Raw genomic sequence first — 21,111 nt, forward strand, 5'->3', positions numbered from 1 at the left:
GAATAAATTTCCCAAAGGAAAGCATTGTTCCCCCGCAACAGGCACTATTTTTTAGCATCAATATGGAGATGATCTTTCACATAAGAGATAAGATGCAAAATTCATGCTCAGTTATATTTTGTTGTTATGAGATGAGCAAAGAACTAAAACTGGCCAAAAACAGAGCAACTGTGGATAACTCGGAAGATACCCACAGTATTGAAATTACTTAATCACACCGCAGGCAATGCGGTCACCGCCGCCACCTAAAGGTTTGGGCGTATCTGAATAATTATCTCCACCGACATGGATCATAATGGCACGGTTCTGAATATCCGCTAGTTTTAAACGGGGTGCAATCACAGGTGTGGTTGCAAAGCCTTTTTCATTCACGACCAATACAGGTAAATCGCCTAAGTGCCCATTTTCAGGTGTGCCATGATGTGCCACTTTTTCAGGATTTAAGTGGCTGCCTGCTGCCAAGGCGGCTCCCATTTTGCCATCTTTTAACGCGGCTTCACAGGATGGATTTTCATGGATGTGAAAACCGTGTTCGCCTGGTGAAAGTTTCCAAAGTGCAGGGGTGATCAATAAACCTTTCGGTGTTTGTTGAAATGCAACCGTTCCAATTGAAGCACCTACACCATTGGCATCGACTTGATAGACTTGGATTAACTGTTTCTGATCGCTATGCGTTTTGGTCTGAATTTTAGCTGCATTATCATCTAAAGTAACTGACGAGCAGGCTGCGACACTTAAGCTGAGACAGCCCAGTAGAGAAATTTTTTGAAGCATTGAAGTCATGGCGAAGATATCCTTATAAATTATCTTTATCTGACGATTCAAACAAAGTCTAGGATATCCCACAAGCCAAGTTAATCAATTGATGACAAAAGATTAAACAAAATAAACTTACTTGTTGTCTGGTGGTGCTTCCAAGACGGCAACAGCTTCCTCGACATTTTCATGCAGCCATTCCCGCCAGATAGCCAATAAAATGGCTAGAATGACAGGGCCAACGAATAAACCGACCAAGCCAAAACTGGCAATCCCACCCAGTACGCCAAACATAATCAGTAGGAACGGGATTTGAGTTGCGCCAGAAATTACCAATGGGCGAATCACATTATCCGAGGTACTCACAATACAGATGCCCCATACAATAACACCAATGGCTTCTACGGTTTGGCCTTGAGCAAATAGCCATAAGCCCACTCCTAAATAGGATACCGGGGTTCCAAATGGAATCAGCGCTAAGATAAAGGTCACGATGGTCAAGAGCATCGGATTCGGAACACCCGCGACAAAGTAGCTGAGGCCCGCCAAAATTGCTTGGGCAACCGCAGTTAAGCCAACACCATAAACGACGGCACGGGTTGTTTCAGAAATGGTATCTAGATAATGATGTACACGCGGACCAATCACCATTTCCATGGCTCGACTGACCTGCGATAAAATCATTTGCCCGTCACGATAAAAAAAGAACAGCGTCATGATGGCAAAAGTGAGTTTGACCAGATTACGGCTAATTTCACTCAGTACAAAACGGCCATAACTCAAATGGCTTTGTATCCATTCGCCGATATTTTTAGTAATACTATTAGGATCATTACTCAGTTCATTGACTGTACGACTGATGTCTTGACCAATAATCGGCAGGTTTTTGATAAACTCAGGTACTTGAATGTGCCCTGAAAATAATTGTCTTTGTAAATTAAGATATAAGTTACGACCTTCTAGTTGCAGCATGAAAATGGCACAAACAAAAGGAATTCCAATCACTAAAATCACCAGACTGATCATGATGCTGGCATTCAGTGTTGGACGGTTTTCTCCAAAAAAACGACGTTGTACCCATAAGTAAGCGGGCCAGGTCATATAGGCAATAATAGCAGCCCAAAGGACGGGAACAATAAAATATTTGAGAATACTAAATCCCAAAAAGAGCAGGACAAAGAATAGTCCAAACAGCAAAACGCGTTGTAATATGGGAGCGTATTGTTGCACCATAGTATGTCTCTAGTGCTGGAAATTGAATGAAACCATCTTAACTGAAAAAGCAATTGAGGGAAATTTTCATTTCCCGATTTTAAGATTTGTGATCAAAAGATTACGTTTCTTTGCAAAGCCTAAAACCACTCGCTTGGATCATCAACCAACTGGTTTAAAATGGGCTGCCATTGACTCTGAATGCTGACAAAGTTTTTCTGGGTTTTATCAAATATGCTGAGACCTTGCATGGCTAAAGAGCCATAAGCACTGCGTTCGGAAATCCACGCCACAGGATCTTGATCAATTTTGCTAAAGAAGTCTTGAATGTCTTTGGAACTGGCACTATTCGGCTTGACCCGATTGGCAATCAACAGAATTTGTACTTTACCTTTACGAATACGTTTGATGTCTTGTAAATGCTTCAGGAAGCGGCGAGTACTGTCGATATCGAAAAACGAGGGTTGTAGTGGTGTCACAATGGCGTGCGCTTCACTGACCAATTGCTCGGCATGTTCACCTGAGAGTGCACCTGGCGCATCGATAATTAAATAATCTAAATTTTTGGGTGCTTCACCAATGGATTTTTCATGTCGCCAATCCAGGCTCTGAATACCTGTAACTGTTTCAGGACGTTGCTTTAACCATTGCAAAGATGATTTTTGGTTGTCAGCATCTGCCAGCGCAACTTTATATCCTTTTTGGGATAAAGCGGTAGCGAGTGTAATAGCGGTCATAGTCTTGCCACAGCCACCTTTTTGATTTGCGATTAATATTGTCTTCATGTACTTAGATTTATTTAGCAGGCTCTCGTATTCATCTATACCTTAGCATCTTTTTAGAACAAGTGTGTTACACATGACAAAAGTTTAATGTTGCAGTTAAATAGCAGCACGGAAGAACAGGAAGGTCGATATGTCGGTTTGGTTGGCGATGCTGATTGGTGGTTGTATAGGTGTCGTGATCACCACAATTATTTTATCCAGCACCCGTAATGGGCGGATTCAGGCTGAATATGAAAAATATATCGCCGAACTTGAACTTGAGCATAAACAAGCCTTGCTTGATGCCCAGAAGCGCAGCGTCAATACCAGTCGCGCAGTATTAAAAGGTAAAATGGCGGAGCAGTTTGCACCAATCCTGCCTCAATTCCAGTATTTACCCAGTGATGCCAAATTCTTGGGAGATCCCGTCGACTATGTTGTTTTTGATGGTTATACCGACTTCCGCGATGGCGATGGTAGCGCAGAAGACATAGAAGTGATTTTACTGGATATTAAAAGTGGTGGCGCGCGCTTAAGCAAAGGGCAGCAGGCCATTGCCCAAGCCGTTAATGAAGGACGTATTCGATTTGAAACGCTTCGAATTGATTTTGAAGATTAAGCTACAAGTTGTAATTTTTGTACTCGGGCCAGTAACATTTTTTGGGCCAGCACTGGAATTCCTGCAGCATCAAAATATTCTTTTTCGATAAATCTGAATTTGGCCTGTAGGAGATGGCGCTCCATATCCCGATTCAGGTGGCAGCCGTCGGCAATACGTTTTTGAATTGGCGTCAAGAGTGTTTGTAAAGATTGTATTTTGGCTGAGTTTGGATGTTTGACATGCTCAACCAAATGAAAACTGCCAGTCGGCTTTAATACCCGATAAATTTCAGCCAACGCTTGATCCAGTTGTTCAATACTACACAGTGTCCATGTTGAAACGACATGATCGAGCGAGGCATCGGCAAAAGGAAGCTTCTCGGCACTGGCTTGCACATGCTTGACGAAGAATGGGGCATGTTGAACCCGTTCAAGTGCCAGATGATAAATATCAGGATTAGGTTCCACCGCATAAAGCGTATCAACATTACCATAAAAAGCAATATTCAGACCTGTCCCAAAGCCGATCTCGAGTACGTCGCCTTCAATCGGCAGCAGGAGTTCGCGCCGTCGATCCATCAAACTGGCACTTTGCATGACTTGGTTCAGTAAATGCGGAAATACGCGACGTTGATAAAATTGGTAAATCATAGTGATCCATGTGTTGATTCAAATGAGCAATACAAAATTTACACCACAAAAACATGACCAAAGTGGGTTTGATTGTTACCAAAAAAAGCACTTTTTTTCACCATCTAAGCATACTATGAAGAGAAATGATTTTCTAAGTTTTTGGTTATAGTTTGAGGATGATTGAGCCATGAAAAAACGTCTATGGATGAGTTTATGCATGGTTGCTGCAATTGGGCAGACACATGCATCAACGGGTCAGGCAGAATATAATATTGCCAATGGCTTAGCGCCTACGGTGGCCTATCAATCGATTTCAGTCCTCAAACCTTTTGATGGAAATTTCCGTATTCTCGGTTCAAAAGTCTATCAGGATGACGAGCAAGCCAAATTTTCTCCGATTGACTATGCGGTGAGTCTGGGACTTTTTGCTGATCCAGCAATTGCAAGAACCATCGATGTGCGTCAGTATGACCGTTATCTAAACTGGAAAATGACAAAATTACCCGTACCACCAGATCAAGCGATCAAAATGGTGTCTAATATGCATATTATTCCGGCCAATCCAGAGATTGCGAAACAAATCAAACAAGTGAAACGAGGTGACTTGGTGCAGTTAAAGGGCGAGCTGGTCGAGATCCGAGATAAGGACTTGGTGTGGAAATCGTCATTAACTCCAGGTGGTGTCGGCGATGGTGCGTGTGAACTGTTCCGTGTGAGCTCAATTCACTGGATTGAGAAACAGAATATTTAATAATGAATTTGCAATAAAAAAAAGGGGCATTAGTCCCTTTTTTATTTATTTCAGTTACTCAGCTTGCATTTTAGTTTCAGCTGGTTGCGCATTTCTCCAGTAGTGTAACTGGCTTTGGGCATGTAGATATTCATTGAGATGATTGACCTGTTGGCTGGTATCTGTCTTTTGAGGGCTAGTACTGCGATTTGCCTGTTCTAGAACCTTGGCCTGATGATCCCAATAATCATAGAGTAAACCTTGAATATAGCGTCCTTGCTCAGTTTTGAGTTCCAGTTCTTTGAGCATTTTCAACGCGGAGTTCACGTTATCTTTTTGGCGCTGCTGCTCGAATTCTGGGGTTAAGCTATTGGCCTCTTTCATCTTGGCCAGTTCCATTTCCATGCTATCACTCATATCGGTAAAGCGACGGTCATAGTCATCCAAGATGGCAATATCATGCCCATCATCTGCTGTGGCTGGGAAATGTTTAATCGGGGTTTGATTGAGTTGACCAATCGCATCTTTGGCCGAGCTGCTTTGCTGCTCCTTATTTGCCGCTGGTTCTTTGTCCTTATTACAAGCGCTGAGCAGCAGCACTGAACTGAGTAGGCAGGTGATGGCAAAGGTGGTTTTAAGCTTAGACATAGTTCAACTCGTTCAATAATTAATTTGATATTTTCTGAAAATGGTAGGCAAAGGTGGTATAGGGGAAACTAATCTGATCTTGTGCAGTTAAACCTGTAAAATCAAATACAATTTGTTCAAACTTTGCTTTGAGTTGTTGCTGTTCAACGGTCGGCATTGCTGCGATAAAACTGGTGGATAGCAAGCGTTTACTGACCACTTGTTCGACAGTCCCCTGATGTGACTGCTGGAAGGTCTGTAATCCATCTAATTTAAATAGCGTTTGGTTCTCAAAGACCTGTTTCCATAATTCACTATGATAACGAGGGGTGTTACCTTCCAAGGGGGCAATTGCATCGGCCAAGGCTTTGACCCAATCGACACGGATATCACGCTGATTCCAGATCAGCCCCAAGTGTCCAGATGCGGTGAGGACCCGATGGATTTCAGTTAAAGTTTCAATATTGGCAAACCAGTGGAACGATTGAGCACACAGAATGGCATCAATTGACGCATTGACGAATGGTAGCTCGCTACTGAATGCTTGCAGGCAGTCGACAGTTGGATAGGTCTGTTGAAGCTGCTGTAACATTTCCGTGACAGGCTCGACGGCAATCACTTTGGCCTGCGTCTGAATCAGGGAGGGTAAGAATTTGCCAGTCCCAGCACCGAGGTCAACAACCGTGGAGCTTTTACCTATTTGGAGCCGATCTTGCAGCCAAACTACTATTTCTTGCGGGTAACTAGGGCGCACCTGTTGGTATAGTTCGGCCCCTAAACTAAAGCCTTTTTCAGCAGCAGGATGTAAGGATTGTGTCATTTTTTGCGCTTTTTAATCTGTCTTAACTCTATAAAATAAGATACTCCGCAATTATGGTTTGGCAAAGCGATCATTTGGTGACTTTTTGCTACAAGCCTAGGATCAATTTTTCAGTGTGAGCATGGATAAGCAAATAATATTTGAAGATGAGCATATTCGCGTTATTTTTTTAAAAGGTGCAAGTGACACTTTAGTGATTTCGTTTGGTGATTTGATTAGTCGCGCGAAAGGCATGTCAATTAATGCTGAAAAATCCTTAATCAAATATCAGTACAATGTGATCGGTATTATGCCGAAGCAAAAATCATGGTTTCCGAAAACGAGCATGTTGCAGATGCAGCAACAGATCCAGCCGATTTTGCATCAATTCAAGGACATTGTGGGTTATGGCGGCTCAATGGGTGGCTATGCTGCAATCAAGTATTCAAACTTATTGAATATGCAAAAGATCGTGGCTTTTGTACCACAATTTTCGATTGATCCTGATGTGGTACAGGATCGCCGTTATGCTGAGTTCTTTGATACTTCTATCCATCAAGATATGCAGATTCAGGCCGATGAAGTGGATGCATCGCGTGAATACATCATCGTCTATGATCCGTACTTTGCAGAAGATAAAGAGCATTTCTTAAAGATTCAGCCTTTATTGCCTAAAATGCATGTGATTCATCTACCTTTTACAGGTCATGAAGCACTTTCCGTGTTGGCAAGTTCCCAGCTGTTGAATGATTTTGTGGTTAAACCATTTGAAATCACGTATTTCTATCAACGCGTTCGGGAGGTTAAGAAGCAGAGCAAGTTCTATTATCGTCACGTACTCGATGCCTTATTGCCACGCCATCATCATGCCTTATTAAAAATTCTAGAGCAGAATGAAATGGCTTTAGATGAGCGTTATTTTGATGCGATCCTTAAACAAAAACTGGTACAACAGCTGTTTAATTTGAAACAGGGGACAGAACAGAATCTGCATAAGCTAGGAGTTCATCTGCATTTTGTACAACACAGCGAGACATTACCCGCCAATGTGATCAATGCGCAGAATCAGTTTCTGGTGTTTAATCTGGCAAGCTTGAAATTAGAGAGCTACAGCGCTGACATCATTGCAGCCAATCCAGCCTATCTCTTGCCTTTAAACCTGACGGCCAATAGCTTGGTCAAACTGAGATTGAATGATGAATATTATTTCCTCACGATGAATGATCGAGGTATTCATAAATTGGTCAAAGAGGGTGAACCTTTTGCGCTGGATCAATCGCCGTTGGTGTTTAAACACTACGCAGATTTCTATAGTCTGAGCTATAAACAGCTGAGCCTATGTTGTGATGCACACGGTCTAACTCATTTTATTGAAAATAACACGGATGAGCAAAGCAAGCTGCAACTTTGCTGAGTGAAATCATGTGTATAAAAAAGCCCTTTGACGCAGCAAAGGGCTTTTTAGATTAGATTTTAATTAGTTTCTGCCAATTTTGGCATTGGTATTGACGTTCGCATTAACACCAAGCACTTTTACACCGACATTCGCACCGGTTTGTAGGTTCTTCTTATCTGCATTCAAGCCTGTTTGGGCATTTACAGATGAGGTTTTACCATTGACTTGTGCTTGCGCGTTGGTTTGAGCGCCAACATTGAGCGATTTAGATTGAGTTGCATTCTTCTTCTCTGCAATACGTTGTTTTACATTTGCAGTAGTATCTGCGGCCAACTCTTTGCCATCTACAGCTTTATCTACTGCATAGTTTGTCGTGGTTTTTACTGCTTCACCAGTTTTATTGACAACGGTTGAGCCAACATTGCTTGCTGCGCTCACAGTTTTTTGTGTGGCTGAAACACCTGTATTTACCGCAGCATGTCCCACATTATGTGCAGTTTGGCCAACGCCTTGTGCGACTTGACCAACGCCTTGTGCTGTACCTTTGACTGCACCTGTGACGCCTTTAAGCAGTCCACCAGATTGTACATTGACTTGAGCTGAGCCACTGGCATTTGCATCAACATTCTGTGCAAAAACAGAAACAGAGGTGAGGATACTAGTTGTGACGATAGCTGTTTTGATCATTTTTTTCATTGCGATTTCCTTAAGCGATGTACCGTATTGAGGTACTTCATCAACGCCATTGCATCATAGCGAGCAAAAAAACAGAAATGTGTGATTTTCATCAAACGTTACAACCAGATTACAGCTTGAAAACAATCTGGCGAGAAATTGTGGAGATATGTTTTTTTGTTAAGCACGTGAAAAGTAATGTTTTTTAATAAATATAAGTTGCTGTAAAAAATAAATTTTAGATTGTTTTTAAGACAATTATTATTGACTTTCTTTCTTATTTTTTAGCTAAATGAATATGAAAATTAAGAATATCTAAATTGATTTAAACTCATTTCAAATTGATTAAAAAAATGGCATTTTTATTGCTTGGTATATCGATGTGAACTCATGATTTGGCTTTTTTAGCTAATATTTTTTGTCATAAGATCGATCTTTAGGGTGTTAATTGTACTTTTAAACGTATAAAACTAAAGCAGAAGCTTGCGGTATTTTTAGATAACACGACGATTTAAATCGTATTTTATTTGAAGATATAGGTGAAATATAAAGTGAATATTAAAATTTATTCGCATTGTGCATAGAAAAAACTGAAAACCAAGTCATGGCCAATAAAGAGCGCTGGAGAATATAAATGAAACAGATTGCAGCATTCCTACTTGTCTTAATCGGGCTCGGTGTGGTGGTTTTTTATTTTGAACCAGCAGAATCGAACAGTTCAGCAGCTGATGCTGCGATTTATCAAATTCACCCTGAACAAACAGGGGTAAGTGCAACCGTTTTACATCCACAGGAGAACAAAGCCACAGAACATACTACCTCAACCATGTTAAATAAATTGGATAAAACTCAAAAAGATGACCAATTTTATGACACCAAAAGCGATCCTTCGATACAACCGATTGATCCTGAAACTGATCCAGCAAATGAAATTAAAACACTTTAAATGATCTGGATTTCTTTACCCAAGAAAAACAGGTAATAAAACAGTTCTTTATCCAAGAACGATGGAGATGAATAGTGAACAATAAAACTTTATTACTTTTAAGCTTATGTACTTTTATCACCACGACCACTTCCGCCGTGACACTGAATGCGGTGCAACTCAAACAAAGTCTCAGCTCGGCAGCATTAAACAAGGTCGAGAAAGGTAAAATTAATCTTGCTGCCTTGCTCGATAATGATTCAAATGATTTATTGATCGAATATGAGAACAGTGCAACCCGCACTACTTTAGGGCGAGAAAAACGTAGCCTGATTGCAGAGGGTAAAAACCAGTTTAAAAATAAATTTGGCAAAGCAGCCGGCTTTGAAACCTTAAGAGAGTTTAATGGCTTACCTTTGGGTTTATATCGTATTCAGAATCGCGAAACGCTGGCACAGGTTTTAAATGATCCGAATGTCAAAGGTGTTTATCCAAATCGTAAAAATGTGCCAACGACCATGCAAAGTTTGCCCTTAATCAATCAGCCACAAGCGGTGAGTAATGGCTTTACTGGAGAAGGCACCAGTGTGGTGGTGATTGATACAGGGGTAAATTATAAACATGCTGACTTTGGCTGTACCGCAGTCAATACCCCAGCTTCAAGCTGTCGCGTGGTCTATGCTTTTGATAGTGCACCTGACGATAACACCTTAGATGATGATGGACATGGTAGTAACGTTTCAGCTATTGTTGCCAAAGTTGCGACTAAAACCAAAATTATCGGAATTGATGCTTTTAGAAAGGTGAGATCACAGGGACAATTAGTGAGCACGGCTTATGACAGCGATATTCTGGCGGGGATCAATTGGGCTGTGAATAATGCACAAACTTATAATATTAAAGCGATTAATTTAAGTTTAGGGACACCCGGGGTGAAATATACCTCTGAATGCAGTAACAGTAGTTATGGCACTGCATTTGCCAATGCACGTGCAGTAGGGGTCGTGCCTGTAGTGGCTTCGGGTAATGATGCCTTTGCTGATGGGATTTCTTCTCCTGCTTGTGTAGCAGGTGCAGTACGCGTAGGTGCAGTCTATGATAGCAATATTGGCGGTGTATCGTGGGGCAATCCGTTGAAGTGTTCTGATCCAACCACAGCCGCGGATAAAATTACCTGCTTTAGTAATGGCGGCTCATTAGTGACTTTATTGGCACCAGGCGCGATGATTACTGCAGGCGGTGAAACTCAAGGCGGTACTTCACAGGCAGCACCTCATGTGGCAGGGGCAATTGCCTTATTACGCGCCAATGGCGTAACACCATCAGAGACTATCGATCAAACCGTAAATCGTTTAAGAGTGACGGGTAAACCCATTACCGATACACGCACAGGTTTAGTGTTCCCACGTATTGATTTACTTGCTGCAACCAGTGGGCTTAGTTCAAATTAAGGTGATTGTGTAATTAAAAGATTGATCTAAAATAGTTTAAAAGCCATAACGCGTTGCAGCTAGAGATAGATGCAACGCGTTTTTTTAGTTAATGGCACTGTGCTAGGTTACTGGCGCTAAAATTACTTTGTAGTTTTTGAAAATTGGCTTGAGCAGTCGCATCTTGTACATCAAAGGCGGTTGCGATTGCCGGTTGACCAAGCATTTTATCTTTATAGTATTGCGTTGTAGAGTTTGCTGAAATTAACCCATGTTGATTAAAGACCCAACGTTCAACTGCCTGACCACCCTCGAAATAGCCAGTAAACTCAATCAGGCAGTGATGATCATGTTTGATTAATTTTGCAATATTACCTTGCGTTGAGGGTGTCGCACCAATATTTTTCACTTGTTGTAAGGGCTGTGTGATGTTGCTCTGGGTGGAAAGTGTCGAACAAGCAGTAAAACTGATTGCACTGACGCAGCAAAGTAGACTGGTTTTGATAGGGTGTTGGGTCATATGCAAAAATTCCGATCCTATGAATTTATGCGTTTGAGTGTGTCGGCAAAGTCGGTGAAATTCAATGAATGTTTTGAGTAAGCACTGTAAATTTAAGGCTTATTTTTAAAAACCATATTGTGCCGTTTTTATGTAGTGGTATTCGGCAGGGCTCAAGTTTGTTGATGTTGGATTAAATTTGAAGAAATAAAAAAGCCTCTACGTTATCGAGGCCTTGGCATTTAGTTTTTTGAGGACTGACTAAGTTCAGCACGTTCAATCGGGACATTACCCTCATTGGTCCCCACGACAGCATCTTTGGTGTCTTGCCATTTCTTAGCCGTGTATTGTGTCGCTTTCTTGGTTTGCTCTTGCACGATTTCAGCTTGTTCAGTTGAGTATTCTTTGGTGCTTTTCCATTTTTCACTCATCTTTTGCGAGGTGTTATCCGATGCACCTTGGATTGAATCGCCCAAATTCTGCATGCCTTTACCTGTTTTATAGAGCAGGATGCGCCCTAGACTTGGGTTGTCGCCATAGGGCATGGCTTTTTCAGGCACAGCATTAGAAGCAGTGCTTGTGGTGTTGGTTGTGTCTGCTGCCCATAGAGAAGACGATGCCGCCAATGCAGTGGTTAAACATAATAGTTGTACTTTATTCATCATCTTTTCTGTCCTTTCCGCGATAGGGTCGCAATCGAGATTTTATATCTTATCGTTGGAGCGAAGAAAAGAGTGGGGATGATATGAAATTGATACGGTACGTAACCTTTAACTAAAACTTATGCAGAAAAAGAAGAGAAATAAAACGCCAAAAATGCCTAAAAAAATGAAGTAATCTTGTTTACGTATATTTGCAAATCGTATAACGGATAAGTAGATTGAGCCTAAAAAGATAGATGAGAAAGTCAGGATACAAGGGAGTGGCTGATTAAAGAGCAATACTGTATTGCCAAATAAAATAAAAATGATGCTGCTGCTGATCCAGTAGAGCGAGGAAAATAAAAATTTCTTGAGCGCTAATTGACTGACAGATTGATCTAAACGGGGTAAGACAACTGCCAAAATAATCAGTGCAATCATTCCACCCAAAATCGAAATGATCATAAAAAACAGGCCACTCATATCGGGTTTGGTTCGAATGAATGGATAGTGTTGGTAGGCTGCCCAACTGATTAAGAGTAAAGCGGCATGTATAACGGTAAGAATGAGATCGATACGATAGTAATTTTTAGATTGAATCATTTTTATTAATCAAAGTTCATAAAAAACCTGCTATTACTAGCAGGTTTCTTTAAGCATTCAAATAAATACAGGCTTAACCCTGCAATACACTTACATCTGCAATTGCCGTGAATAAATGACGCAACTGAGCCAATAAACGTAAACGGTTGGCTTTTAATTCTGCATCATCTGCCATCACCATTACACCTTCAAAGAAAGCATCGATTGGCGCACGAAGCGCAGCCAGCTTAGACAACGCTTCAGTGTAGTTACGCGCAGCAAGTAAAGGCTGAACCACAGACGTAAGGGCAGACAATTCTGCATAAAGTGCTTTTTCAGCAGCTTCAACCAGATTGGCTTCAACCACAGCACCTTCAGGAGTTGCCTCTTTAGCAAGAATATTGGCAACACGCTTATTTGCCGCAGCCAATGCCGCCGCTTCTGGCAAAGTACGGAAATGGTTGACTGCAGTGACACGCTTGTCAAAATCAAGAGGAGATTTTGGTGCAAGCGCTTGAACCGCTTGAATCACATCAACCGCAACGCCTTGATCTTCATACTTGGCACGGTAACGACCTTCCAGGAATGCCACGGCATCCGCACGGGTTTTATCATGATCTTTAACCACATCGCCATAACCTTGCAAGGCAAAGTTCACTAACTCTTCAATCGTCACATCGAGTTCATTTTCGATGATTAAACGCAAGATACCGATTGCAGAACGACGTAATGCAAATGGATCTTTCGAACCTGTTGGTGCTTGACCGATACCGAAAATACCGACCAATGTATCTAAACGATCCGCAAGGGCAATGGTGGTACCTGTCTTGGTTTGCGGCAATACATCGCCCGCAAATTTCGGTAAATACTGCTCACCTAAAGCTTCGGCGACCTCAACATTTTCACCTTCAAGGCGTGCATAGTAGGTGCCTGCAATCCCTTGAAGTTCTGGGAATTCACCGACAAGTTCAGAGGTTAAGTCACATTTCGCCAGTAATGCTGCTTTCTCAGCATCAGCCACATTAGCGCCGGTAATTGGAGACAATGCCACAGCCAATTTCGCAATACGTTGTGATTTGTCCCACAGCGTACCCAATTGCGCCTGAAAGACCATGTTGGCTAATTTTTCTTTACGAGAGGCAAGCGGTTGCTTTTGATCTTGCAAGAAGAAGAATTCCGCATCAGACAAACGAGGGCGTACAACTTTCTCATTGCCTTCAATGATTTGAGTCGGATCTTTAGACTCAATATTTGAAATGGTAATGAAGTAAGGCTGTAATTTACCTTCGGCGTTGATTAAGCAGAAATACTTTTGGTTATCCTGCATGGTGGTAATCAAGGCTTCTTGTGGAACCGCTAAATAACGTTCTTCGAAAGTTGCACGTAAAGCTACAGGCCATTCAACCAGACTGGTGACTTCATCAAGCAAGTCTGCTGGCACAATAGCAGTCGCATTGACTTCATCTGCCAATGTTTTGACTTGTGCTTGAATCGTCGCTTGACGCTTTTCAAAGTTTGCAACTACATATGCTTGTTCTAAAGTCACCAAGTAGTCATTTGCATGTGCCAAAGTCACGGCTTCAGGTGCATGGAAACGATGACCATAAGTCACATTACCTGCTTTGTGATCTTGAATGGTTGCTTCAACCACTTGATCATCTTTGAGCAATACCACCCATTTTACTGGACGAACGAATTCAGTGCGGCTTGCTGCTGAACGCATACGTTTTGCGATAGGTAAGTTATCCAATGCAGTCTGTAAAATTTGTGGCAGTAAAACATCAAGGCTTTGACCTTTGACATCTTTCAAGAAGCACACTTTTTCAACTTTACCAGCTTGGAACGTCGAAAGTTGGTCAGCCGTGATGCCTTGACCGCGCATAAAGCCTTCAAGTGCTTTGGTCGGTTTGCCTTCAGCATCATAAGCCGCTTGTACCGCAGGGCCATCAAAACGTTTTTGTGTATCTGCCTGAGCTGCATCGATATCAACAATTTTCAATGCTAAACGACGTGGTGCAGCATAGGCTTCGATAGAGGCAAAGTTTAAGCCTGCCTCTTTTAAGCCTTTTTCAGTTTCTGCTTTAAGTGCGTCACGCAAAGTCTTTAAGCTTTTGGGTGGAAGTTCTTCACAACCCAATTCAAATAGTACGGTATGTGTCATTTCCATGTATCCGAAAAAATATGGTGTGGCTGTACAAAGTTGGTTTGGGGTGGAAAATCCGTTTCATCTTTGGGTAGGTATCCCCAAATCCGAATGACATCTTCACGTTGTTCAAACTCTAAACCAATCTTTACCAATAAATTTTTAAATCGAGCCGAGTGGTCAATGATTTTTTTATGTCCCCAAGGCTTTTCAATCTGATGCTCTAATGTACTTAAGTCTAGCCATAACACCCCTGCGAATGGATAGGGTAAATGACCAAACCACTCAACATCCCAATTGCTGATAAATTTATTACTGATCCAGCAATAACGATAACTAGGACTCCAGTCGTCATTTTGCATAAATGTGATCAGCTCAGACCACTTGGTATTGTTGGCAGCACTCACCCATTGACCATTTTTAACGGCATTGGCAATACTTTGCTGCTGATCGTCAATACCATAATGGACAATAGAGTGAGGATTTTGCATCAGAAAAACAACTTTAGTCTTTTGCTTTTAATGAAGCTTCTGCTTCAACTTGTGCTTTAAGTTGAGCCAATACTTCATCGCGCAAATGTGGTTCTGCCATTGGGAAACCAAGTTTCGCGCGGGCCGCCACATAACTTTGAGCAATTGAACGCGCCAAAGTACGGACACGTAAAATATAACGTTGACGTTCAGTTACCGAAATCGCACCACGGGCATCCAACAAGTTAAAGCAATGCGATGCTTTGATCACTTGCTCGTAAGCAGGAAGCGGCAGTTCAGCCTCGATTAAACGAGACGCTTCAGCTTCATAGAAGTCAAACAATTCAAACATTTTATCGACTGGCGCGTATTCGAAGTTATAGGTTGATTGCTCAACTTCGTTTTGATGGAATACATCACCATAAGTTACGGTACCGAATTGACCTTTGGTCCAAACCAGATCGTAAACTGAGTCTACACCTTGCAGGTACATCGCCAGACGTTCTAGGCCGTAAGTGATTTCACCCGTAACTGGGTAACATTCAATACCACCAACTTGCTGGAAGTAAGTGAACTGTGTCACTTCCATACCATTTAACCAAACTTCCCAACCTAAGCCCCATGCGCCAAGGGTTGGAGATTCCCAGTTGTCTTCAACGAAACGAATATCGTGAGTGAGGGTATCAATTCCGATGGCTTTTAATGAATCAAGATAAAGCTGCTGGATATTGTCTGGGTTTGGCTTAAGTACCACTTGGAACTGATAGTAGTGTTGTAAACGGTTCGGGTTCTCGCCATAACGACCGTCTTTCGGACGACGTGATGGTTGAACATAAGCCGCGTTCCAGGTTTCTGGCCCCAATGCACGTAAGAAGGTTGCAGTGTGGAAAGTACCTGCGCCCATTTCCATATCATATGGTTGTAATACGACGCAGCCTTGCTCCGCCCAATAGTTTTGTAGGGCAAGAATTAAGCCCTGAAAGGTATCAATATGCGATATAGCACGACTCATGGTGCATCCACTGGAATCAAACAAAAATTGTGCTTAAGTATAAGGATTTTGTAGAGGAGTGGCAAAGGCTTCTAGCACTTCGCCAGCAAGTTCTGATCAGAAATAAAAAAAGTTATTTTATTCCGCATTCATTTCTACTTTTGGCAGAGAGCAAACCTTTCATATAGGTAATTTCTTGGTTAATTTTCATTTGTTGAATGTATTCTTCTATCTGTTGATCGGCAGTTGAACTTTGAGAGGGGGTTATGGATGGATTTCTCGGTGTATTATCATCGACTAAAAATGCCTTACCCTCCATGAACCCCCAGTTTTTATTGATTTCATTTCCATCTTCAAGAATTGCTGATGTCTGTAAAAAACATGTTCTGTCATATTTAATTAAAGTAAATGCTTTTATAAAATATGGGCTTTGAGTGGATTGAAAAGTCTTTACTTCGATGAATTCGGGCTCATTTTTAGAGCTACAGGCGGCTAGTAGGAAGGTTAAAAATAAGCTCGGCAATAAAGATAAAAAATTGTACATGAGATGGAAGAAATAAAGTTTTCTTCATTTTATTATAGATAGATTATATTCCCTTCAAATCAACAATCTGTACTGAAGAGGAAAATCCTCACGTCAGCTCATGACGTGTAGCATCTCACATGCTCTTAATTTCACAACTTTGAAATGTTAATTTTTAAACGATATCCTCTGTTTTCTTCAGGTCGTTTGAAATGTCTGATCGCATTCGTGAAAAGCTGCAAATTTTAGCGGACGCTGCCAAATATGATGTGTCCTGTTCATCCAGTGGCAGTGACCGTAAAAATAAAGATAAAGGTCTGGGTGACGCCAGTCGGGCAGGGATTTGTCACAGCTATACTGAAGATGGACGCTGTGTTTCTCTGCTAAAAATCCTGTTCAGCAATGTCTGTATTTTTGACTGTGCCTATTGTGTGTCACGCCGTTCCAATGATGTGAAACGTGCGGCCTTTACGGTGCAGGAAGTGGTTGACTTGACCATTAACTTCTATCGACGAAATTATATTGAAGGATTATTTCTCAGTTCAGGCATTTTCAAATCCGCCGACCATACCATGGAACGGATGCTGCAAGTGGTGAAGAAACTACGCCTAGAAGAAAACTTTAATGGCTATATTCATCTTAAAACCATTCCAGGTGCTTCCCCTGAATTGATTCATGAAGCAGGTCTATATGCAGATCGGATGAGTATTAATTTAGAAATGCCTACCGAGGTTGGTTTAAAAGCCTTTGCACCTGAAAAATCACATCAAGAAGTACAAAAAGATTTGGGGCTGGTTCGGGATCGCTTGATTCAGCTTAAAGATGAGCGTCAAATTATCAAGCATGTGCCGAAATATGTCCCAGCAGGGCAAACTACGCAGATGGTGGTAGGTGCACATCAGGAAACCGATCAGGATGTACTGTTTATGGCAGATCGGCACTACAAAGAATTTAAGTTAAAACGGGTCTATTTCTCAGGCTATATCCCGATTAATACCGAGAATAATTATCTACCTGCGGTGGGTTCTGCACCGCCGTTGCTACGAGAAAATCGACTGTATCAGAGTGATTGGTTGATGCGTTTTTATGGTTTTCAGGTCAATGAAATCGTGAATGAGCGCTTCCCGCATCTGGACTTAGATGTTGACCCGAAACTGAGTTGGGCCTTACGTCATCCTGAGCAGTTTCCGGTAGATTTAAATCGTGCTGATTACTTTATGATTTTGCGCGTGCCCGGCATCGGGGTGAAATCCGCTAAGAAAATTGTGCATGCCCGTCGTTTTGGCAAAATCCATATCGACTTGTTAAAGCAATTAGGTGTAGCTTATTCCCGTGCGCAATATTTTATTCGTTGTGAAGACAGTCCACGTTTCCAGAAGGAACTTTCTTCTGGTTTTATCCGTCAGCAAATTTTGACCCAAGGTTCATCTAAATATATCAAGCCACTGTCTCCACAGCTGAGTTTGGGGTTTTAGTAATGTTGACTCAGAAACTCAATTATTGTTTTGATGGCTCAATGCTGGGGTTGCTGAGTTGTGTATTTCGCGCATTTCAGTTCAAAGAGTTTGATGTGCAACTTTGTTTACTGGGTGAGACACAACATGGCTTATTTTCCGAGGTTATTGATGTGTCCAATCATGAGCAACATGCTCAACGGGTGTGGTCTGCCTTACAACAAAAGCTTTCCCCAGCTGCGCTAAAGCAGATTTATTTTGCCTCCTTGTCTGAGTCACTAGAGGCCTATCAGCATCTTTTTAATTATTGCATCTATGTGTTTCAGCAGTCTTATTCGATTGAAAAAGACTATTTACATCCAAGTGTGCTAGCGATTTCACAGTGGACCAAAAAAGTCGGGCGCGAAAAGCATCGGATGGAGGCTTTTATCCGTTTTAAGAAAAGCACAGATGGGTTGTTTCTGAGTTTAGTCCGTCCCGATTTTAATGTGTTGCCTTTGATTCAGCCACATTTTAAACGGCGCTATCAGGATCAGCGCTGGCTGATTTATGATGAACAACGTAACTATGGTCTTTATTACGATCTCAAGCAAATTCATGAGGTCGTTATGGATGCTGATCAGATTGATCGCAATCTGCAAAAAGGCGGTAGCCAAAGTTTTCAGTTAGAGTTGGATGAACAAGAGATCTTATATGATCAGCTTTGGAAGGATTATTTTCAGAGTATCAATATTAAAGAACGGCAGAATATTAAATTGCATGTGCAATATCTGCCGAAACGTTATTGGCGTTATCTGAATGAAAAATATGTTTAGCCTAGTTGGATCCTTGCAAAATAGATTGCTTCACAACCATGACCAGCCGTATGTGGAAGAATAAAAAAATCAGCATCGGCATAATTCTTGATTATGATTTGAAAAGATGACAAAAAACAAAAGAGCCAATCAATGACAAAATTAATGTTTAAAGTCGCATTACTGATCATGACCTGTTTGAGTGGTAATGTATTGGCTAAAGCGCAGGATAAAGTAACAGATCCCTATAGCCAATGTGTTGATAACACCATTCAAGAATTAAAGTTGGGTAACATCAACAATGCAGTGGTGGAAATCTGCAGTACCAGAACTAAAATCTTATATGCCAAACAGATCGTACAGTTATTGGATCAAATTAAGAAACAGAGTCAGGAATACAAGCAGCCTGAACGTTATAACGACATTATGAAATCGCAGCAACTTTGGAAAAATTTTGTGGATCAGGAATGCCGTAATGCGGGTGCTTATATCGGTTCGCCGATGTATGAATTTTGTCCGATGCAAAAATATGCTGAGCGATTGGAGCAACTGAGAGAATATTTAAATTGATCAGCTTTATTATTTAATCGTTTTAGTCATGACTTAAAACTGTAATTTAAATACACCTTAAGCTTGAGTAGGCGTATACTGCTGCATCGAATAAAACAACACGATTCCAGCAAGGTGCATTGTGAGCTTGATCCAATCAGACTGGCTAAATTTTCTCAAACCCAATTATAAGGTTATGCCCTTAAAAGAGAGGGTGCTCTCAGGTGTTGGTGCTTTATGTGGATTGGCAATTTCATCACTGATTAGCTGGTATGTCCTAGGGGGCATGAATGCATGGTATATCGCGCCGATGGGCGCTTCTTCTGTGTTGTTATTTGCACTACCCAACAGTCCTTTGGCGCAGCCTTGGAATGTGATCGTCGGAAATACCCTTGCTGGATTCATCGGTGTTGCCTGTACGCAATATTTACCCGATCTCACCAGTGCCTTTAGTGTGGCTGTGGGCTTGGCGATTTTTGTGATGATGACAACTGATTCTCTGCATCCACCAAGTGGGGCTGTCGCAATTACCGCAGTGCTTGGCGGAGAAGCTGTCCATCGGTTGGGTTTTCACTTCATCTTGTACCCAGTATTGCTGAACTCAATTTTATTATTACTGTTTGCGGTGTTTTTTAATCGTTTGATTGGACGCCATTATCCGATTACGGCACATGTCAATGAACGTTCTAAAGATCCGACACCGACCCAGAAAGTCTCAATTCAACCCAAAGATATTGAATACGCCTTAGAGCGTCATACAGAACTGTTGGATATTAGTCAGTACGATTTGGAAAAAATTATTTTAGAAGCACAATCACATGCCAACGAGCGCTTGATTAACTCATTCGTCTGTCAGGACATCATGAGTCGTGATGTGATTAAACTGCATGAGCAGGATGATATTCATCAGGCGCTAGACAAGTTTAAGGCAGTGAATTTAATGAGTTTGCCTGTGGTCAATGCCGAAGATCACTTGGTTGGGACTTTGGCTTTATACCAAGTGGTGGAATGGTTTAAAAGTGCAACAGATCCACGAAATTCATGGCAGCATTACGTTCGACAAATCATGAACCATAAAGTCGTGACGGTAAGCCCTATGCAGCCGATTCAGGCTCTAGTCCCTTACTTTGTAGAAAAGTCGTTTAACTACATTCCTGTCGTAGACGAACAACGCCTGATTGGAATTGTGAGTCGAGCGGATATGATTGCAGCCTTACAACAGCAGCTTAGTCGTCAAGCCTGAATTTTAGATAAAAAAAAGCTACGGCTGGATTAGGGGTAATTTCAACCGTAGCGACCAAAAAGGGAACAGAGAATTAACGTTTTATGCTTTGGTCTTCATAAATGGTTTTCACTGGTTGTTGATAGCCTTGTACATGATCCACACGCGTTTGCTGCTGTTTTGGAATCACCAACCATAAAATCAAATAGACTAAAATACCTGGAAAAGCTGCGCTCATGAGTGAGATCACAACAAAGATCAGGCGTAATAAATTTGCGTTCCAACCAAATCGTTCCGCAATACCGCCCATTACACCAGCGATCATGCTTTGTTGGTTTGAGCGATATAAACCAGAATTGGCCATCGAGTTCTTCTCCTTAAATTTATGAAACAGCAGCAAAAAATAAATTGTTTCAATATGAGTTGCTGTTAATTAAGAGATAAGGGCGAACAGTTTTTTTTAAAGTTTAAACAGATGGGAGATTAGTTAAGTTGTGTAAATCTGTGATGGAAAAATCAACAGCATCACCTAAAATGCACCGAATTAAAGCATACTGCTTTTTCAATTTGCTATTTCAGTCTTATCGAATTTGTTATTCCCCTTTTGGGGAATAGACGAATATTTGAATGATCCTTATATTTTTCCACAGTCTGGAAGATGTTTGTGAAATGTACGCGATAATGATGTTGATGTTA

General features: G+C 41.4%; 24 protein-coding genes. 9 read left to right on the plus strand and 15 right to left on the minus strand.

The features are described 5' to 3' along the window. Positions 1-204: 204 nt before the first annotated feature. The 3 genes from sodC to F895_RS17080 all read right to left on the minus strand — a co-directional run bounded on the left by sodC (position 205) and on the right by F895_RS17080 (position 2,753). The gene (gene sodC, locus F895_RS17090) at positions 205-783 is read right to left on the minus strand and encodes a superoxide dismutase family protein (RefSeq protein ID WP_005238461.1); all 579 of its coding nucleotides are present in this window, start codon (positions 781-783) and stop codon (positions 205-207) included. Positions 784-891: 108 nt separating this feature from the next. Beyond that, entirely contained in the window at positions 892-1,986 is a 1,095-nt protein-coding gene (locus F895_RS17085) for an AI-2E family transporter (protein WP_026040117.1), read from the minus strand. A gap of 122 nt (positions 1,987-2,108) precedes the next feature. Continuing rightward, positions 2,109-2,753, minus strand: a complete 645-nt coding sequence (locus tag F895_RS17080) for a ParA family protein (protein ID WP_010589698.1) — start codon at positions 2,751-2,753, stop codon at positions 2,109-2,111. 130 nt (positions 2,754-2,883) lie between these two features. Between F895_RS17080 and F895_RS17075 the strand changes: the two genes are divergently transcribed. Continuing rightward, positions 2,884-3,351, plus strand: coding sequence for a Holliday junction resolvase-like protein (locus F895_RS17075; protein ID WP_005238469.1), 468 nt, complete (start codon positions 2,884-2,886; stop codon positions 3,349-3,351). On the opposite strand, the gene F895_RS17070 is transcribed toward F895_RS17075, so the two are convergent. Continuing rightward, positions 3,348-3,983 carry a class I SAM-dependent methyltransferase gene (locus F895_RS17070; protein WP_005238471.1) on the minus strand — a complete coding sequence of 212 codons (636 nt, stop codon included), beginning with the start codon at positions 3,981-3,983 and terminating at the stop codon, positions 3,348-3,350. The genes F895_RS17075 and F895_RS17070 overlap by 4 nt on opposite strands. Positions 3,984-4,152: 169 nt before the next feature. Between F895_RS17070 and F895_RS17065 the strand changes: the two genes are divergently transcribed. Continuing rightward, complete coding sequence (locus F895_RS17065) at positions 4,153-4,716, plus strand: hypothetical protein (RefSeq protein WP_005238473.1); 564 nt, start codon at positions 4,153-4,155, stop codon at positions 4,714-4,716. 54 nt (positions 4,717-4,770) lie between these two features. Here the strand turns inward: F895_RS17065 and F895_RS17060 are convergent, their stop codons facing one another. Together F895_RS17060 and F895_RS17055 are read right to left on the minus strand one after the other, a co-directional pair. Continuing rightward, entirely contained in the window at positions 4,771-5,343 is a 573-nt protein-coding gene (locus F895_RS17060; RefSeq protein WP_005238475.1) for a hypothetical protein, read from the minus strand. A gap of 19 nt (positions 5,344-5,362) precedes the next feature. Continuing rightward, a complete protein-coding gene (locus tag F895_RS17055; protein ID WP_005238477.1) occupies positions 5,363-6,142 on the minus strand; it encodes a class I SAM-dependent methyltransferase in 780 nt (259 codons plus the stop codon). A 121-nt stretch (positions 6,143-6,263) separates the two neighbouring features. Between F895_RS17055 and F895_RS17050 the strand changes: the two genes are divergently transcribed. After that, positions 6,264-7,535, plus strand: coding sequence for a hypothetical protein (locus tag F895_RS17050; RefSeq protein ID WP_005238479.1), 1,272 nt, complete (start codon positions 6,264-6,266; stop codon positions 7,533-7,535). 63 nt (positions 7,536-7,598) lie between these two features. Here F895_RS17050 and F895_RS17045 read toward each other — a convergent pair whose 3' ends face one another. Next, complete coding sequence (locus F895_RS17045) at positions 7,599-8,213, minus strand: hypothetical protein (protein WP_005238481.1); 615 nt, start codon at positions 8,211-8,213, stop codon at positions 7,599-7,601. 613 nt (positions 8,214-8,826) lie between these two features. Between F895_RS17045 and F895_RS17040 the strand changes: the two genes are divergently transcribed. Together F895_RS17040 and F895_RS17035 are read left to right on the plus strand one after the other, a co-directional pair. Continuing rightward, positions 8,827-9,138 carry a hypothetical protein gene (locus tag F895_RS17040; RefSeq protein WP_005238483.1) on the plus strand — a complete coding sequence of 104 codons (312 nt, stop codon included), beginning with the start codon at positions 8,827-8,829 and terminating at the stop codon, positions 9,136-9,138. Between the two features lie 74 nt (positions 9,139-9,212). After that, positions 9,213-10,568 carry a S8 family serine peptidase gene (locus F895_RS17035; RefSeq protein WP_005238485.1) on the plus strand — a complete coding sequence of 452 codons (1,356 nt, stop codon included), beginning with the start codon at positions 9,213-9,215 and terminating at the stop codon, positions 10,566-10,568. Between the two features lie 88 nt (positions 10,569-10,656). On the opposite strand, the gene F895_RS17030 is transcribed toward F895_RS17035, so the two are convergent. The 7 genes from F895_RS17030 to F895_RS17000 form a co-directional block, all read right to left on the minus strand. Then, positions 10,657-11,067 carry a hypothetical protein gene (locus F895_RS17030; protein ID WP_005238487.1) on the minus strand — a complete coding sequence of 137 codons (411 nt, stop codon included), beginning with the start codon at positions 11,065-11,067 and terminating at the stop codon, positions 10,657-10,659. Between the two features lie 221 nt (positions 11,068-11,288). Next, positions 11,289-11,711: a hypothetical protein gene (locus F895_RS17025; RefSeq protein WP_005238489.1), complete on the minus strand. Its 423-nt coding sequence runs from the start codon at positions 11,709-11,711 to the stop codon at positions 11,289-11,291. Positions 11,712-11,816: 105 nt separating this feature from the next. Then, entirely contained in the window at positions 11,817-12,290 is a 474-nt protein-coding gene (locus F895_RS17020; protein ID WP_005238492.1) for a hypothetical protein, read from the minus strand. A gap of 73 nt (positions 12,291-12,363) precedes the next feature. Continuing rightward, entirely contained in the window at positions 12,364-14,430 is a 2,067-nt protein-coding gene (gene glyS / locus F895_RS17015; RefSeq protein ID WP_005238494.1) for a glycine--tRNA ligase subunit beta, read from the minus strand. Further along, on the minus strand, positions 14,427-14,903 hold the full coding sequence (locus tag F895_RS17010) for a DUF6678 family protein (protein WP_005238496.1): 477 nt from the start codon (positions 14,901-14,903) through the stop codon (positions 14,427-14,429). Before F895_RS17010 ends, glyS begins: the two co-directional genes overlap by 4 nt. Before the next feature lie 13 nt (positions 14,904-14,916). Next, positions 14,917-15,894, minus strand: coding sequence for a glycine--tRNA ligase subunit alpha (glyQ, locus tag F895_RS17005; RefSeq protein WP_004657598.1), 978 nt, complete (start codon positions 15,892-15,894; stop codon positions 14,917-14,919). A 112-nt stretch (positions 15,895-16,006) separates the two neighbouring features. Next, positions 16,007-16,417, minus strand: a complete 411-nt coding sequence (locus tag F895_RS17000; RefSeq protein WP_005238499.1) for a hypothetical protein — start codon at positions 16,415-16,417, stop codon at positions 16,007-16,009. Positions 16,418-16,608: 191 nt separating this feature from the next. Here F895_RS17000 and F895_RS16995 point away from each other — a divergent pair, with 191 nt between their 5' ends. The 4 genes from F895_RS16995 (at position 16,609) to F895_RS16980 (ending at position 20,436) form a co-directional block, all read left to right on the plus strand. Further along, positions 16,609-17,871: a putative DNA modification/repair radical SAM protein gene (locus F895_RS16995; protein ID WP_005238500.1), complete on the plus strand. Its 1,263-nt coding sequence runs from the start codon at positions 16,609-16,611 to the stop codon at positions 17,869-17,871. A gap of 2 nt (positions 17,872-17,873) precedes the next feature. Beyond that, positions 17,874-18,665, plus strand: coding sequence for a TIGR03915 family putative DNA repair protein (locus F895_RS16990; RefSeq protein WP_005238501.1), 792 nt, complete (start codon positions 17,874-17,876; stop codon positions 18,663-18,665). 132 nt (positions 18,666-18,797) lie between these two features. After that, complete coding sequence (locus tag F895_RS16985) at positions 18,798-19,214, plus strand: lysozyme inhibitor LprI family protein (protein ID WP_005238502.1); 417 nt, start codon at positions 18,798-18,800, stop codon at positions 19,212-19,214. Positions 19,215-19,335: 121 nt separating this feature from the next. After that, the gene (locus tag F895_RS16980; protein WP_010589697.1) at positions 19,336-20,436 is read left to right on the plus strand and encodes an HPP family protein; all 1,101 of its coding nucleotides are present in this window, start codon (positions 19,336-19,338) and stop codon (positions 20,434-20,436) included. 73 nt (positions 20,437-20,509) lie between these two features. Here F895_RS16980 and F895_RS16975 read toward each other — a convergent pair whose 3' ends face one another. Continuing rightward, a complete protein-coding gene (locus F895_RS16975; RefSeq protein WP_005238504.1) occupies positions 20,510-20,779 on the minus strand; it encodes a PspC domain-containing protein in 270 nt (89 codons plus the stop codon). Positions 20,780-21,111 lie beyond the last annotated feature (332 nt).

Origin of the sequence: Acinetobacter sp. CIP 64.2 (genome assembly GCF_000369645.1) — a bacterium.
Classification (GTDB): domain Bacteria; phylum Pseudomonadota; class Gammaproteobacteria; order Pseudomonadales; family Moraxellaceae; genus Acinetobacter.

Excerpts from the sequence above, each read along its gene's own strand:
- F895_RS17060 (WP_005238475.1), bottom strand. The coding sequence starts at position 5,343 with ATGTCTAAGCTTAAAACCACCTTTGCCATCACCTGCCTACTCAGTTCA.
- F895_RS17020 (WP_005238492.1), bottom strand. The coding sequence starts at position 12,290 with ATGATTCAATCTAAAAATTACTATCGTATCGATCTCATTCTTACCGTT.
- F895_RS17065 (WP_005238473.1), top strand. The coding sequence starts at position 4,153 with ATGAAAAAACGTCTATGGATGAGTTTATGCATGGTTGCTGCAATTGGG.
- F895_RS16985 (WP_005238502.1), top strand. The coding sequence starts at position 18,798 with ATGACAAAATTAATGTTTAAAGTCGCATTACTGATCATGACCTGTTTG.
- F895_RS17010 (WP_005238496.1), bottom strand. The coding sequence starts at position 14,903 with ATGCAAAATCCTCACTCTATTGTCCATTATGGTATTGACGATCAGCAG.
- F895_RS17000 (WP_005238499.1), bottom strand. The coding sequence starts at position 16,417 with ATGTACAATTTTTTATCTTTATTGCCGAGCTTATTTTTAACCTTCCTA.
- glyQ (WP_004657598.1), bottom strand. The coding sequence starts at position 15,894 with ATGAGTCGTGCTATATCGCATATTGATACCTTTCAGGGCTTAATTCTT.
- F895_RS17075 (WP_005238469.1), top strand. The coding sequence starts at position 2,884 with ATGTCGGTTTGGTTGGCGATGCTGATTGGTGGTTGTATAGGTGTCGTG.
- F895_RS17030 (WP_005238487.1), bottom strand. The coding sequence starts at position 11,067 with ATGACCCAACACCCTATCAAAACCAGTCTACTTTGCTGCGTCAGTGCA.
- F895_RS17045 (WP_005238481.1), bottom strand. The coding sequence starts at position 8,213 with ATGAAAAAAATGATCAAAACAGCTATCGTCACAACTAGTATCCTCACC.
- glyS (WP_005238494.1), bottom strand. The coding sequence starts at position 14,430 with ATGACACATACCGTACTATTTGAATTGGGTTGTGAAGAACTTCCACCC.
- F895_RS17070 (WP_005238471.1), bottom strand. The coding sequence starts at position 3,983 with ATGATTTACCAATTTTATCAACGTCGCGTATTTCCGCATTTACTGAAC.
- F895_RS17050 (WP_005238479.1), top strand. The coding sequence starts at position 6,264 with ATGGATAAGCAAATAATATTTGAAGATGAGCATATTCGCGTTATTTTT.
- F895_RS16975 (WP_005238504.1), bottom strand. The coding sequence starts at position 20,779 with ATGGCCAATTCTGGTTTATATCGCTCAAACCAACAAAGCATGATCGCT.
- F895_RS17025 (WP_005238489.1), bottom strand. The coding sequence starts at position 11,711 with ATGATGAATAAAGTACAACTATTATGTTTAACCACTGCATTGGCGGCA.
- F895_RS16990 (WP_005238501.1), top strand. The coding sequence starts at position 17,874 with ATGTTGACTCAGAAACTCAATTATTGTTTTGATGGCTCAATGCTGGGG.
- F895_RS17080 (WP_010589698.1), bottom strand. The coding sequence starts at position 2,753 with ATGAAGACAATATTAATCGCAAATCAAAAAGGTGGCTGTGGCAAGACT.
- F895_RS17040 (WP_005238483.1), top strand. The coding sequence starts at position 8,827 with ATGAAACAGATTGCAGCATTCCTACTTGTCTTAATCGGGCTCGGTGTG.
- F895_RS16995 (WP_005238500.1), top strand. The coding sequence starts at position 16,609 with ATGTCTGATCGCATTCGTGAAAAGCTGCAAATTTTAGCGGACGCTGCC.
- F895_RS17055 (WP_005238477.1), bottom strand. The coding sequence starts at position 6,142 with ATGACACAATCCTTACATCCTGCTGCTGAAAAAGGCTTTAGTTTAGGG.
- sodC (WP_005238461.1), bottom strand. The coding sequence starts at position 783 with ATGACTTCAATGCTTCAAAAAATTTCTCTACTGGGCTGTCTCAGCTTA.